Origin of the sequence: Pacificispira sp. (genome assembly GCF_965228185.1) — a bacterium.
Taxonomy (GTDB): Bacteria; Pseudomonadota; Alphaproteobacteria; order UBA8366; family Aestuariispiraceae; genus Pacificispira.
The window spans coordinates 248,504-262,864 of the sequence record NZ_CBDDHE010000002.1; the positions used below are offsets into that span (position 1 = coordinate 248,504).

The 14,361-nt window shown below is 63.8% G+C and carries 13 protein-coding genes; 4 read left to right on the top strand and 9 right to left on the bottom strand.

Translation table 11 applies throughout. The features are described 5' to 3' along the window. Nucleotides 1–215: 215 nt before the first annotated feature. The 6 genes from ACO06O_RS01225 to hutI all read right to left on the bottom strand — a co-directional run bounded on the left by ACO06O_RS01225 (nucleotide 216) and on the right by hutI (nucleotide 8,077). Nucleotides 216–1,790 carry a TRAP transporter large permease gene (locus ACO06O_RS01225; RefSeq protein ID WP_421875445.1) on the bottom strand — a complete coding sequence of 525 codons (1,575 nt, stop codon included), beginning with the start codon at nucleotides 1,788–1,790 and terminating at the stop codon, nucleotides 216–218. 4 nt (nucleotides 1,791–1,794) lie between these two features. Next, a complete protein-coding gene (locus ACO06O_RS01230) occupies nucleotides 1,795–2,298 on the bottom strand; it encodes a TRAP transporter small permease subunit (RefSeq protein WP_421875447.1) in 504 nt (167 codons plus the stop codon). 83 nt (nucleotides 2,299–2,381) lie between these two features. Continuing rightward, nucleotides 2,382–3,476: a TRAP transporter substrate-binding protein gene (locus tag ACO06O_RS01235; protein WP_421875449.1), complete on the bottom strand. Its 1,095-nt coding sequence runs from the start codon at nucleotides 3,474–3,476 to the stop codon at nucleotides 2,382–2,384. Nucleotides 3,477–3,564: 88 nt separating this feature from the next. Further along, the gene (gene hutU, locus ACO06O_RS01240) at nucleotides 3,565–5,238 is read right to left on the bottom strand and encodes a urocanate hydratase (protein WP_420417763.1); all 1,674 of its coding nucleotides are present in this window, start codon (nucleotides 5,236–5,238) and stop codon (nucleotides 3,565–3,567) included. A gap of 62 nt (nucleotides 5,239–5,300) precedes the next feature. Next, complete coding sequence (gene hutH / locus ACO06O_RS01245) at nucleotides 5,301–6,863, bottom strand: histidine ammonia-lyase (RefSeq protein ID WP_421875451.1); 1,563 nt, start codon at nucleotides 6,861–6,863, stop codon at nucleotides 5,301–5,303. Beyond that, entirely contained in the window at nucleotides 6,860–8,077 is a 1,218-nt protein-coding gene (gene hutI / locus ACO06O_RS01250) for an imidazolonepropionase (protein WP_421875453.1), read from the bottom strand. Before hutI ends, hutH begins: the two co-directional genes overlap by 4 nt. A 139-nt stretch (nucleotides 8,078–8,216) precedes the next feature. Here hutI and ACO06O_RS01255 point away from each other — a divergent pair, with 139 nt between their 5' ends. The 4 genes from ACO06O_RS01255 to ACO06O_RS01270 all read left to right on the top strand — a co-directional run bounded on the left by ACO06O_RS01255 (nucleotide 8,217) and on the right by ACO06O_RS01270 (nucleotide 11,747). Further along, complete coding sequence (locus tag ACO06O_RS01255; RefSeq protein ID WP_421875456.1) at nucleotides 8,217–9,581, top strand: formimidoylglutamate deiminase; 1,365 nt, start codon at nucleotides 8,217–8,219, stop codon at nucleotides 9,579–9,581. Beyond that, nucleotides 9,578–10,285: a UTRA domain-containing protein gene (locus ACO06O_RS01260; protein ID WP_420417767.1), complete on the top strand. Its 708-nt coding sequence runs from the start codon at nucleotides 9,578–9,580 to the stop codon at nucleotides 10,283–10,285. Before ACO06O_RS01255 ends, ACO06O_RS01260 begins: the two co-directional genes overlap by 4 nt. 26 nt (nucleotides 10,286–10,311) lie before the next feature. Then, nucleotides 10,312–11,313: an Ldh family oxidoreductase gene (locus ACO06O_RS01265; protein ID WP_421875458.1), complete on the top strand. Its 1,002-nt coding sequence runs from the start codon at nucleotides 10,312–10,314 to the stop codon at nucleotides 11,311–11,313. Between the two features lie 62 nt (nucleotides 11,314–11,375). Then, nucleotides 11,376–11,747, top strand: coding sequence for a hypothetical protein (locus tag ACO06O_RS01270; protein ID WP_421875460.1), 372 nt, complete (start codon nucleotides 11,376–11,378; stop codon nucleotides 11,745–11,747). Between the two features lie 34 nt (nucleotides 11,748–11,781). Here ACO06O_RS01270 and ACO06O_RS01275 read toward each other — a convergent pair whose 3' ends face one another. The 3 genes from ACO06O_RS01275 to argE all read right to left on the bottom strand — a co-directional run bounded on the left by ACO06O_RS01275 (nucleotide 11,782) and on the right by argE (nucleotide 14,342). Continuing rightward, nucleotides 11,782–12,279, bottom strand: coding sequence for a PAS domain-containing protein (locus ACO06O_RS01275; protein ID WP_421875462.1), 498 nt, complete (start codon nucleotides 12,277–12,279; stop codon nucleotides 11,782–11,784). Nucleotides 12,280–12,439: 160 nt separating this feature from the next. Next, a complete protein-coding gene (locus ACO06O_RS01280; protein ID WP_421875464.1) occupies nucleotides 12,440–12,970 on the bottom strand; it encodes a peroxiredoxin in 531 nt (176 codons plus the stop codon). 220 nt (nucleotides 12,971–13,190) lie between these two features. After that, the gene (argE, locus tag ACO06O_RS01285) at nucleotides 13,191–14,342 is read right to left on the bottom strand and encodes an acetylornithine deacetylase (RefSeq protein ID WP_421875466.1); all 1,152 of its coding nucleotides are present in this window, start codon (nucleotides 14,340–14,342) and stop codon (nucleotides 13,191–13,193) included. Nucleotides 14,343–14,361 lie beyond the last annotated feature (19 nt).

Genomic DNA, 14,361 nt, shown 5'->3' on the forward strand with positions numbered 1-14,361 from the left:
CCCTCTCCCTCAAGGGAGAGGGAGAAAAAGGACACCGCACGTTCCTCCGAAAGCAGGAACCTCCCAGACAACGCTAGGGCGCCGAAACAGCAAAGGCTCCTGCTTCCGCAGGAGCACAGGCTGCCTAACCCATCCGTGTTCCTGCGAAAGCAGGAACCTCCCGGACAACGCTAGGGTGCCGAAACAGTGAAGGCTCCTAACTTCGCAGGATGAAATCAGAACAGCCAGGCCGGCAGCGCGGTTGCCAGGGGAGGCAACAGCCACACCGCGGCCACGCCCAGTGCCTGCAGCCCGATGAAGGGCAGCACCCCGGCATAGATCGTGCCGGTCGTGATCTCGGGCGGCGCGGCACCGCGCAGATAGAACAACGAAAAGCCGAAAGGCGGGGTCAGGAAACTGGTCTGCAGGTTGATGGCGATCAGGACCGACAGCCAGACCGGATCGTGCCCCATCAGGATCAGCGCCGGCGCTACGATGGGCAGCAGGATGACCGAGATTTCGACGAAATCCAGGAAGAAGCCCAGCACGAAGACCAGGATCATGACGAAGATCAGCGCCCCGTCGGCCCCGCCCGGCATCAGGGTCAGGATCTCCTCGATCCGGGCGTCGCCGCCCAGGCCCCGGAAGACCAGCGAGAAGACGTTGGCGCCGATGATAGTGCCGAAGATCATGGCACTGACCGTCATCGTGCCGGTCGCCGCATCCTTCAGAATGCCCGCCTTCCCCGTCGTGCGGAACGCCTTGATCAGGGCCAGCGCCACGACCAGGGTCAGGACGATGCCGATCGCGCCGATGGCGTAATCGCCGCCGTCCAGATCCCCGCGTTGCAGGCGGACCGGCGCGACCCCGGCGAGGACGGCCAGCACGGCCAGCGCCGCGCCGCCGATCAATACCAGCTTGCGGGTCCGGGCGTCGCCCAGGCGCAGCGCGGCCAGCAGGACGGCACCCACCGCGCCGACTGCCGCGGCCTCCGTCGGTGTCGCGATCCCGCCCAGGATCGATCCCAGAACGGCGACGATCAGGACGATGGGCGGCATCAGGACACCCAGCACCCCGCCCCTTGCCTCGTCCTGTCCGGACAATTTCGGCGGCCGTGTCAGCGGCGGCGCCATGGCGGGGCGGAGATAGGCGATGGCCATGATATACGCGATGTAGAGCGCGACCAGGACGAAACCCGGCACCAGCGCGGCGGCGAAGGTCTGACCGACGCTGATCGTCTCGACCGTGAACTTGCCCTCGGCGAATTGCGCCTGCTGATAGGCGTTGGACATGACGTCGGACAGGATGATCAACAGGGTCGAGGGCGGAATGATCTGACCCAGCGTGCCCGCCGTGCAGACGGTCCCGGCCGCCAGGCGCTTGTCATAACCGTTGGCCAGCATGGTCGGCAGCGCGATCAGGCCCATGGCGACGACGGTCGCCCCGACAATGCCGGTCGAGGCCGCCAGCAAGGCACCGACGACCACGACGGACACGGCCAGCCCGCCCCGGATCGACCCGAAGAGTCGGCCCATCTGCTCCAGCAGATCTTCGGCGATCCGGCTTTTCTCCAGTACCGCGCCCATGAAGACGAAAACAGGGATCGCGATCAGGACCGGGTTGGTCATGATGCCGAAGATCCGCTGCGACAACGCGCCCAGCAGACCGGCATCGAAATGACCGGTCAGCCATCCCAGCAGCGCGAAGAACAGCGCAATGCCCAACAAGGTGAAGGTCACCGGATAGCCGAGCAGGATCGCCAGGCACAGCCCGGCGAACATCAGCACGTCGAGATAGTCGAAGAGCGCCATACGATCAGGATTCCGAGGATTTCAGACGCGCGAGATCGCGCAACAGACAGGCCAGTCCCTGCACCGCCAGCAGCAGGCAGAAGGCGGGGATCAACGATTTCAGCAAGAAGGAGGCGGGAATGCCGCCGACCGAAATCGCACCGTCCAGATTCTTCCAGCTGTTGAAAACGAAAGGCCAAGTATACCAGGCAATCACCAGCACCCCCGGCAGCAGCGCCAGTCCGGCGCCCAAGGCATCCATCCGCGCCTTGCCGCGTGCCGACCAGCGGCCATAGAAAATATCGACGCGGACATGCCCGTCGAGCAACAGCGTATAGCCGGCGCCGAGCATGAAGAGCGCGCAGTGCATGTAAAGCACGCCCTCGTCCAAAAAAATGAAGCTGACACCAAAGACGTAGCGCAGCAGCACGATGGCGAACTGCAGCGCCACCATGGCGACCGCCAGCCACCGTACCGCGCTGCCGACGGCCCGATTCACGCCGTCCAGTCGATCCGCAAGAGACGCCATGAGCTATCCCGTGTTGAGACGAAGAAAGGGCACCGGCCGGGAGTATACCCGAACCGGTGCCCAACTGGATTAGGACTTCAGGATCAGTACTTATAGTCCAGCGCGCGGGCGTTCATCTGCCCGTTATCGGCATAGACCATGTAGCTGGAAATCGATGCCCGGTAAGCCAGGAAGCTTTCGACGATCTGCTTCACCAGCGCGTCGGAATCCTCCCGCAATTCGGTCATCACTTCGCCGGCGGCATTGCCCATGGCGACGATGACGTCTTCCGGCAGCATCTTCACCTGCACGCCCTTTTCGGCCACCAGTTGCTCCAGGGCCAGCGCGTGCTTGGTCGTGTATTCCGTCCAGACATCGTTGTAGAGCGACTTGCACGCCGCCTCGACGGCCTGCTGCAGCGACGGTTCCAGCGCGTCGAAGGCTTCCTTGTTCACGGCGCATTCTTCCGCCGAGGACGGTTCGCCGACGCCCGGCCAATAGTAGTTCTGAGCGATCTGATAGAATCCAAGGGCCGAGTCCGTCCACGGGCCGATGAATTCGCCCGCGTCCAGCGCACCGGACTGCATCGCCTGGAACATGTCCCGGCCGCCCATGGCCTGAACCGCCATGCCCAGTTTCGCGCACATCTCCGACGCCAGGCCGGTGGTGCGGAAGCGCAGCCCCTTCAGGTCTTCCACCGATTTGATCTCATCGCGGAACCAACCGGCCCACTGCGGACCGGAGTTGCCACACAGGAAGGGCTTCAAGTTGAAGCGGCCGTACATTTCATCATACAGCGCCTGACCGCCGCCATGGGTCAGCCAGCCAACCTGTTCGTCGGCGCGCAAACCGAAAGGCTGCGACCCGAACAGCAGGATGCCCTTGGATTTGGAACCCCAATAGGCCGGAACAGCGTGGTACAGCTCCGCCGTACCTTCGGACACCGCGTCGAACACGCCCCGACCGGGGACCAGTTCACCCGCCGCGTACAGCGTCACTTCCAGCTTGCCGCCGCTCAACGCGGTGATGCGGTCGGCCAGCATCTGGGCCGCGACACCGGGTCCGGGCAGGTTCTTCGGCCAGGCCGTCACCATTTTCCACTGTTGAACGCCCTGAGCGATCGCCGGGGTCGCAAAACCGGCGGCCGCGACGCCCGCCGCAGCGGCACCGGACGCCTTGAAGAAATCACGTCTTTTCATGGTCACACACTCCCTGTTCTACGTTGCACTGCACAAAAGATACGCGAACCGTAGTGTCACGCATCGAAAAAATTTCTTCCCTGACGGATCAATTGCCGAGAATGCCGGGAAGCCGCAGGCCGTGTTCCTTGGCGCAGTCGATGGCGATGTCATAGCCCGCATCGGCATGGCGCATGACGCCGGTCGCCGGATCGTTCCACAGCACCCGCTCGATCCGCTGGGCCGCGTCGTCGGACCCGTCACAGCAGATGACCATGCCGGAATGCTGGCTGAAGCCCATGCCGACGCCGCCGCCATGATGCAGCGACACCCAGGTCGCCCCCGATGCGCAGTTCAACAGCGCGTTCAACAGCGGCCAGTCGGACACTGCGTCGGAGCCGTCCTTCATGCCTTCCGTTTCGCGGTTCGGGCTGGCGACGGAGCCGCTGTCCAGATGGTCGCGGCCGATCACGACCGGCGCTTTCAACTCGCCATTCTTGACCATCTCGTTGAAGGCCAGCCCCAACCGGTGACGCTGGCCGAGCCCGACCCAGCAGATGCGTGCCGGCAGGCCCTGGAAGGAAATCCGCTCCCGCGCCATGTCGAGCCAGTTATGCAGGTGCTCGTCGTCCGGAATCAGTTCCTTAACCTTTTGATCGGTCTTGTAGATGTCCTCCGGATCGCCGGACAGCGCGCACCAGCGGAACGGTCCGATGCCCTTGCAGAACAGCGGGCGAATATAGGCCGGCACGAAACCGGGGAAGTCGAAGGCGTTCTCCAGCCCCTCTTCCTTCGCGACCTGGCGGATGTTGTTGCCGTAATCCAGGGTCGGCACGCCCGCCGCGTGGAATTTCAGCATCGCCTCCACGTGGACGCGCATGGACGCGCGAGCGGCCTTCTCCACCGCCGCCGGATTGCTTTCGCGCTTTTCCTTCCACTCGGCCATAGTCCAGCCCTGCGGCAGGTAACCGTTGATCGGATCATGGGCGGAGGTCTGGTCGGTGACGATATCCGGACGCACGCCGCGCTCGGCCAGTTCAGTGAAGATATCGGCGGCATTGCCCAACAGGCCGACCGACTTGGCCTCGCCCGCCTTGGTCCAGCGGTCGATCTTCTCCAGCGCCTCGTCCAGGGTTTCGGCGCGCTCGTCGACATAGCGGGTGCGGATGCGGAAATCGATGCGGTCGGAATCGCATTCCACGGCCAGACAGCAGGCCCCGGCCATGACAGCGGCCAGCGGCTGCGCGCCGCCCATGCCGCCCAGACCACCGGTCAGGATCCACTTGCCGGTCAGATCGCCGTTATAGTGCTGACGGCCCGCTTCGACGAAGGTCTCATACGTTCCCTGCACGATGCCCTGGGACCCGATATAGATCCACGATCCGGCCGTCATCTGGCCGTACATCATCAGGCCGACCTTATCGAGCTTGTGGAAATGCTCCCACGTCGCCCAGTGGGGCACCAGGTTGGAATTGGCGATCAGGACGCGCGGCGCGTCCTTGTGGGTCTTGAAGACGCCGACCGGCTTGCCCGACTGCACGACCAGGGTCTCGGTCTCGTCCAGGGTTTTCAGCGATTCCGTGATCATGTCGAAATCGTTCCAGGTCCGCGCGGCCCGGCCGATGCCGCCGTAGACGACAAGCTCATTCGGGTTTTCGGCCACTTCCGGATCCAGATTGTTCATGATCATCCGGTAGGGCGCTTCGGTTACCCAGCTCTTGCAGTTCAGCTCGGCGCCGTGCGGGGCGCGGACGGTCCGGGTATTGTGGCGCGGGTTCGACATGACGGTCATTCCTTCGTTCTCGATCTCAGTCAATTTGCCTGTTCAGGCAGAAAACCTCTGATTTACTCCATGCCGCCAGTCAGGCGCGGGAAGACGTCCCGTCCCGCCGCGCGCACCGGATTGCCGGACCGGACCAGACCGGCGGCCAGGATCAGGTCGCCGGACATGTAGCGGTCCTCGTTCAACGCGGACACCTCGTCACGGACGCTTTGCAGCACCGCCTGCAGGCGCGGACTGGTGGTCAGGGGCGCACGGAATTCGACGCCCTGGGCGGCCATCAGCAGTTCGATGCCGACGATCTGTTCCAGGTTCCGGTTCATGTCCATCAGACGGCGCGCGCCGTGGCAGGCCATGGAAACATGGTCTTCCTGGTTCGCGCTGGTCGGTGTCGAATCGACGGAGGCCGGGTTGGCGCGCTGCTTGTTCTCGGAATACAGCGCCGCAGCCGTGACCTCGGCGATCATGAAGCCCGAATTGACGCCCGGATCGGGCGTCAGGAAGGGCGGCAGACCGAAATTCAGGGCCGGATCGACCAGCATGGCTATGCGGCGTTCGGTGATCGATCCGATTTCCGCGATGACCAGCGCCAGTTGATCGGCGGCGAAGGCCACCGGCTCCGCATGGAAGTTGCCGCCGGAAATGATCCCGCCGTCGCCGCTCATCACCAGCGGGTTGTCGGTGACTGCGTTCGCTTCGATTTCCAGCGTCTTGGCGCAATGGCGGATCAGGTCCAGGCACGCCCCCATGACCTGCGGCTGGCATCGGATGCAGTACGGATCCTGCACCCGTTCGTCGTCGATGGCGTGGCTTTCGCGGATTTCGCTGCCTTCCATCAGCACGCGCAGGGCGTGGGCGGCGTCGATCTGACCCTGGTGGCCGCGCAGGGTGTGGATTTCCGGATGAAACGGCGCGCTGGACCCCATCGCCGCATCCGTCGCCAGCGCACCGGAAGCCAGTGCCGCCCGAAAGGCCCGGTGCGCATCGTAAAGCCCGGCCAGCGCCAGCGCCGTCGATACCTGCGTCCCGTTGATCAGGGCCAGACCTTCCTTCGGGCCCAATTCGATGGGCGACAGGCCGGCCTCGCGCAGCGCCTGGGCGCCGGACATGCGTTCGTTGCGATAGACCGCTTCGCCCTCACCGATCATCACCGCGCTCATATGCGCCAGCGGCGCCAAATCGCCGCTCGCCCCCACGGATCCCTGGCCTGGAATGACCGGGATCACGCCGCGTACCAACATGTCCTGCAGCAGTTCGATCAGCCCCCAGCGCACACCGGACGCGCCGCGCCCCAGCGAAATCAGCTTCAACGCCATGACCAGCCGCACGACCTCAGGCGGCAGCGGATCGCCGACGCCGCTGGAATGCGACAGGATCAGGTTGCGCTGCAGCCGCGCCGTGTCGGCGGGCGCGATACGCTTCTGGGCCAGTTTGCCGAAGCCCGTGTTGACGCCATAGACCGGGTCCGCCCCATTGGCCGCCGCCGTCACCTTGTCGGCCGCGGCGCGCACCGCCGGTTGGCAGGCATCGTCGAGCCGGACGCCAACGCCGTCCCGATAGATCAGACGCAGCGTGTCGATATCGACTTGGCCGGGAACGAGGGTCAGGACCGTATCGGCCTGGGTCATGCTTCGCCTCCATAAATGCGACGGATAAGGGGATTGTAGCCAAAGCGGTAGGCCAGCTCGGCCGGATGTTGGACATCCCACAGCGCGATATCGGCGCGCTTCCCGGCCTCCAGCGTACCGCGATCCTTCAACAGGCCCAGCGCCCGCGCGCCTTCGCGCGTCATCCCGGCCAACGTCTCCTCCGGCGTCATACGGAACAGGGTGCAGGCCATGTTGAGCGCCAGCAGCGGCGAGAACATCGGCGAGGAACCGGGATTGCAATCGGTCGCGATGGCGATCGGCACACCCGCGTCGCGGAGCCCCTGCAACGGCGGCAGCTTGGTTTCGCGCAAGGTATAGAACGCGCCGGGCAGCAGGACCGCGACGGTGCCGGCCTCGGCCATGGCTTCGATCCCGGGCGCATCGAGATATTCCAGATGATCCGCCGACAGCGCCTTGAACCCCGCCGCCAGCGCCGCGCCGCCCAGATTGGAAAGCTGTTCCGCATGCAGTTTGACGGGAATGCCCAGATCGTCCGCCGTTTCGAAGACACGGGCAACCTGCACTGGGCTGAAGGCTATATTCTCGCAGAAGGCGTCGACCGCATCGACCAGGCCCTCGTCATGGGCCTGGGGCAGCATTTCCTGGCAGATCAGGTCGATATAGCCGTCGGAATTGTCTTTGAATTCCGGCGGTATGGCATGCGCGGCCAGGAAGGTGGTGACGACGGTCACGTCCCGCTCCGCGCTCAGCCGCCGCGCGGCACGCAGCATCTTCAATTCATCCGCGACGGTCAGCCCATATCCGGATTTGATTTCGACCGCCCCGGCGCCTTCGTCGATGAAGGAGTCCAGGCGCGGCAGGGCCGCCTCGACCAGATCGTCCTCGCTGGCGGCACGGGTCGCGGTCACGGTGGACAAGATGCCGCCGCCGGCCTTCGCGATTTCCTCGTAGCTGGCGCCTTCCAGTCGCAGTTCGAATTCCCGCGCGCGGTCGCCGCCATAAACCATATGCGTATGACAGTCGATCAGCGCCGGGGTCGCCAGGGCGCGGCCGCCCTTTTCCGTCGGCCAGTCGGTGAAGCGGGTCGGCAGCCGCTCGCGTGGACCGCTATAGACGATGCGGCCGTCATCAATCGCCAGTGCGCCGTCTTCGATAAGGCCATAAGGCTTGTCGCCCTTCACCATCGTGGCCAAGCGAATATCGCTGAGTACGAAACCGCCTTCCGATGTCATGATCGATACCCCCGGTTCGGCTTATTGTGCAGACAAGAGCGTTGCACGATCATGGCGCGGGTCAAACCCCTTGCTGTCGTCGCGACATTTTGTATAGTCATAAAACGGCTTATGTCCAGACAAAAAACGGAGTCAAAGCGTGACCGGATTATTCTTCGACTGGGCCCTGTTGGACGATGGATGGTGCGCCAATGTCCGGCTGGAAATCGGCACGGACGGGCGCATTGCGCGGATCGACCGGAACGCGCGCGCAGCGAATGAAGATCTGCGCATGACCAACGGCATGGCGGTTCCGGCGCTGGGCAATCTGCATTCCCACGCGTTTCAACGCGCCATGGCCGGCCACGCTGAAATCAAAGGCGGCGGCGAAGACAGTTTCTGGACCTGGCGCGAAGCCATGTATGGCTTTCTCGGCAAGCTGTCCCCCGACGATGTGGAGGCCATCGCCGCCCATGTCTATATGGAGATGCTGGAAGCCGGGTACGCCTCGGTCGGCGAATTTCATTACCTGCACCATCAACCGGATGGCCAGGACTATGACGCCCCCGCGGAGATGGCCAACCGGATCGCGGCGGCGGCCGCCGCCAGCGGGATCGGCCTGACGCTACTGCCGGTGCTTTATGCCCGCGGCGGCGTCCGGGACGAGCCGCTGAACGACCGGCAAAGACGCTTCGGCTGCGATATCGACCGCTATGCCCGCCTGCACGGCGAAATCCAGTTGCCGACCCCTGACGCCGTTCTGGGCGTCGCCGCCCATTCCCTGCGTGCCGTCCCGCCTGCCATGCTGGAGCCATTGTCCCATGAGTTCGGCGGCGGCCCCATCCATATCCACATCGCCGAGCAGACGGCGGAGGTCGACGCGGTCGAAGCCGCCTATGGCGCGCGTCCTGTCGCCTGGTTGATGGACAACGCTGCGGTCGACCGGCGCTGGTGCCTGGTCCATGCCACGCATATGGTCCCGGCGGAAACGGAGGCCCTGGCCCGCAGCGGCGCGGTCGCCGGCTTGTGCCCGATCACCGAGGGCAATCTAGGCGACGGCATTTTCGATGGCCGCCGCTATATCGAACACGGCGGATTCTATGGTGTCGGCAGCGATTCGAATGTCCGGATCGGCCTGACCGAGGAATTGCGCGTGCTGGAATATTCGCAGCGCTTCAAGGACCGGCGCCGGACGGTATTGCGTCAGGGGCCGGGCTCGGTGGGCGAAGCCATGCTGCGGGCATCGGCAGAGGGCGGCGCGCGGGCGCTGGGCCGCGGGGCGGGAAAGCTGGCTGTCGGCGAATGGGCCGATATCGCGGTCCTGGATTCCGACGAGATCCTGCCCTTCGTACCAGGGCCGGAACAATGGCTGGATCACTGGATTTTCGTCGCCGGAGACAGGGCCGTGCGCGATGTGTGGTCGGCGGGCCGTCATGTGGTACAAGAGGGGCAACACAGAAGAAGAAGCGCCATCGCGCAAAGGTTTCGCGATACCGTGGCGCGGTTGATGGAGGACGCCGTTTGACCGAGGTCGCCCCGTATCAGCGGATCAAGGACGATCTGCGCGACCGCATTCACACCGGCCTTTGGCGGCCGGGGGATTCCATTCCGGGCGAAATGCAATTGGCGGAGACCTTCGGCTGCGCCCGGGCCACCGTGCACCGCGCCCTGCGGGAACTGGCGGAGGAAGGCGTCCTGGAGCGACGGCGCAAGACCGGCACCCGGGTCGCCTATCCCAAAGGCCGCAGCCTGGCACTGGACATTCCCCTGGTTCAGGACGAAATCCGGGCGACGGGGGCGGAGTACAAGTATCGGCTGATGCATCGAGGGATGGAGCCCTTGCCCGCACTACCCGCCATGGCGTTGGATCGCGCGACGGGGGACGAAGCGCTACATCTGCAATGTCTGCATTTCGCCGACCGCCGCCCCTATCAATTCGAAGACCGATGGATCGACCCGGCAACGGTGCCGGAATGCAAGAACGAGTCGTTCGAGGAGACCGGCCCCAATCCCTGGCTGGTGCGCAACGTGCCCTGGACCGACGCGGAACACACGATTTCGGCCGATATCGCCAGCGAGAAGATCGCCGAGATCCTGGACATTCCGGTCGGGGATCCGGTCCTGATCGTCGAACGCCGAACCTGGAACGACAAGGGGCCGGTCACGATGGTGCGGTTCCATCATCCCGGCCGGACGCACCGCCTGAGAACGCCCTTCGGTGCCCGGTAACGGACCCAGCCGGTAAAGGATCCAGTATGAGCGACGGATTTCATTCCCCCGAATCCTTGAAACGGCTGTCCGTCGACATCCTGACCCGCAACCGGACATCGACGCCGAATGCCGAGTCAGTGGCCGAGGCCTTGGTCGCAGCGCAGATCGACGGTCATGCCGGGCACGGCCTGTCGCGACTGCCGTCCTATGCCGCGCAGGCCTTGAGCGGCAAGGTAAAGGGCTTCGCGGAACCCGTCGCGGATCGCGCAGGTGCCGCCGCCGTCCGGATCGACGCCGGGTACGGCTTCGCCTTTCCCGCCCTGGACCTGGCCCGGCGGGAGTTGCGCCGCATCGTGCCCGACACCGGGATCGCCGCCGCCACGATTCATCACAGCCATCATTTCGGCGCGGCCGGCCGTCATGTCGAACTTCTGGCGGAAGACGGGCTGATCGGCCTTGTTCTGGGCAACTCCCCCAAGGCCATCGCGCCCTGGGGCGGAACCAAGGGCGTATTCGGCACGAACCCGATTGCCTTCGCCGCACCGATGGGACCGATGCAGCCGCCCCTGCTGATCGACCTCAGCCTGTCGAAAGTCGCGCGCGGCAAGATCATGGTCGCCGCCAAGAACGGTGAGTCGATCCCGGAAGGATGGGCCCTGGACGCGGATGGCCAACCGACGACGGACGCCGAAGCGGCCCTGGACGGAACGATGATCCCGATGGGCGACGCCAAGGGCGCGGCGCTGGTGCTGATGGTCGAAATCCTGGCCGCCGCGCTGACCGGCGCGAATTTCGGGTATGAGGCCAGTTCCTTCTTCACAGCCGACGGCAATCCGCCGGGCGTCGGCCAGACCCTGATCGCCCTTGATCCGGTCGCCCTGTCCGGCGGCGCATTTCAGGACAGGCTGTCGGCCCTGGTCCAGACCATCCTCGACCAGGAGGGCACGCGCCTGCCCGGAACGCGCCGATTGAAGAACCGGGCGGAAGCGGCGAGCGAGGGGATTCGGGTTCCCGATACGCTGATGGCCGAGCTCAACGCCCTGTAACGCGCAGACACGTCCCGGTAGGCAGGCAGGCGAAACCCTTCGGGTCACGGACAGGGGGAGGAATGGAACAGATTCCTGAGACATTGTGGATCGAACACGACGTGTACCGGCTATACACGGCGCCTTTGGCCCCCTGGCTGCGCACCCGACCGGAACTTGCCTTCGAGGCGCGCAGCGACGCCTGTTCGCGGGGCTATATCGGTCGGTGGCAAATCGACGGAGGGCAGCTCTGGCTGATCGATCTGCACGGCTGGATCGACGGCCGCCTTTGGCGCGTGGCGGACCTTTTCGACGGGCAGGCGGAAATACCGGCGGAATGGTTCTCCGGACAGTTGGTGTTCGAACCGTCGATCGATTCCCTGAAGGAAGGTGCCGTGGCCCAGATGCAGCGCGTCGCCATTGAAAATGGACGGCTGAGCGTCGCCCGTCCCTGACCTGTCTGACTGGGCCCATCGCCCCCCGGCGCAGTTATCTCCGGCCAGTCAGGTGATAGATGGTGGAGCGATCCATGGCCTTGAACAACCGCTTGCGGCCATCCTTATCGGGTTGCGGCAACAGCAGGCGCACATAGCCCCAATCGTCGCCGTCCAAGGTCACATATTGCCGTTCCGCCAGACTGGGCGTTCCGGCATCGATGCAGTTGTTCATCGCGGCGATGACCTGATCAGCATCCTTGCGCAGGAAGAAATCGCTGACCGATTTACCACGCAGTTCGCCGCCATGCAGTTCGCAACAGAATGTGCCGGCCAGCCGGATCGTCGCGTCGCTGCGGTCCGGCGTCATTTCGATCTGCATGACCGTCGGCAGCAGGGTTGCCGGGACATCGCCGATGTCGATTTCAGAACTCACGCCTCGACGGTTCCGATCCTTCCAGACCCGGTGGATGGCGAACAGATCCGGATAGCGAGTCAGTTCGGATAGAGAATACTCGAAATGGCTTTCAGAAACGACCGGCTGCGCCGGCATGGTGTCCGGTCGCACCCTGTTTCTATAATGATCTAAAGCACTTGCTTTCGTCATGGTGGGCCGAGACTACAAATTTGGGTTCGGCCGCGCAACCGCACCGAAAATGAAAATGGGCGCCGACCAAGCGGCGCCCATTCCAGTCGATTTGCGATCGTTCGCGTTACGCCGCAACAGCCTTGGCTTCTTTCAGATAGCCCAGGACTGTGTCGACATCGCTGACTTCAAACGGGTCGCCCGGCTTTTCCGGCTCGACGAACATCTTTTCGATTTCGCCATCGTTCACGACCATGGCGTAACGCCACGAGCGCGGACCGAAACCGAGATCCTTCTTGTCGGCCAGCAGGCCCATCTTGTCGGTGAATTCGCCATTGCCGTCCGGGATCACCTTCAGTTCGTCCGTCACGCCCTGGTCTTTGGCCCAAGCGTTCATCACAAAGCTGTCGTTGACCGACAGACAATAGATGTCGTCGACACCCAGAGATTTCACTTCCTGGGACTTGATCATGAAGCCCGGCAGATGCGTCGACGAGCAGGTCGGCGTGAAAGCACCCGGCAGGGCGAAAACGACGACACGCTTGCCACCGAAAATATCGTCGGTGGAGACGTCTTTCCAGTCGCCGTCGGCGCGGGTCCGGAAGGTTACGCTCGGCACTTTTTCGCCGGGCTGCTTGGCATTCGGAAACTGGGACATGGTCACTCCTCCAATTCCTCGGGTTGTCCGGCGGGCCGCAGGGCGGTCCTGAACCGAAATAGGGATTGCCAGTCGGGCGCGCCTTTTAGAACGCGTCTAACTTGCTCCACCCCGAAGATAATGCCTTTTAGACGCATTTCAACATGAAAATGCTGCATCGCAAGACCACATTGGTCTCCCGATAAATCTTTATATTCTAATTATTTAATTATTCGTTCCGTCAGGACCGGCATCGATCAATTAGCTTACGCAGCATTGTCTCGCACTGCGCAATCTGATCGATCTCCACATACTCGTTCGGCTGATGGGCCTGATCGATCGATCCCGGCCCGCACACCACGGCCGCCATACCGGCGGATTGGAACTGCCCAGCTTCCGTACCATAGGGCACATAGGTCACGTCGTTGTCTCCGGTCAGTTGCCGCACCAGGGTTTCCGCTTCGCTGTCCAGATCTTCCCGCAGCCCCGGCACGACATTCTCGGTCGTCACGTCGATGCGGGTGTTCGGGTCCACCGCGTGCATTTCAGGCAGGATTTCCGCTTCGATCCAGGCCTCGTATTCGCGCTGGATATCCTCTGGGAAATCGTCCGGCAGATTCCGGACATCGCAGACGAACTCGCAACGCCGGGAGATGATATTGGCCGCCGTGCCCCCCTGAACCGTGCCGACATGGATGGTCGTATAGGGCGGCACGAACTTGCAGTCGGGATCGGCAGCGGCGGCCCGGGCTTTCGCCATTTCATCCAGTTTCGCGATCAACCGCGCACCGGTCATGACGGCCGACACGCCGCGGTGGGTCTGGCTCGAATGCGCCTCTTTCCCGGTGACGATTGTGCGGAAGAACCACATGCCCTTATGCGCCGATACGACCTTCATATCGGTCGGTTCGCCGATGATGACGACGGACGGGCGCGGCAGGCTGCGCCCGATCTCGGCGATCATGGACGGCGCGCCGAGACACCCGACCTCCTCGTCATAGGAAAAGGCGAAATGAATCGGCCGGGCCAGCGGGCGGGCCAGCATCTCCGGCAGCAGGGCCAGCGCCGTGGCCGGGAAAGCCTTCATATCGCAGGTGCCGCGTCCGTACAGACGGTCGTCCTTGCGCGTCAGGGTGAACGGGTCCGTGTCCCAAGGCTGGCCGTCGACGGGCACGACATCGGTATGACCGGACAGGCAGACGCCGCCTTCCCGTGCCGGGCCGACCGTCGCCCAAAGATTGGCCTTCGTTCCGTCCTCATTTGGGACCAGGGTCGACGCGATGCCGTGGCCATCCAAATAGGTCCGCACCCAATCGATCAGGGCCATGTTGGATTTGGCACTGGTCGTATCGAACCCGACCAGCGTTTCCAGCAACTCCACCGGTGTCGGCATGCCCTGATTTCCTTTGATT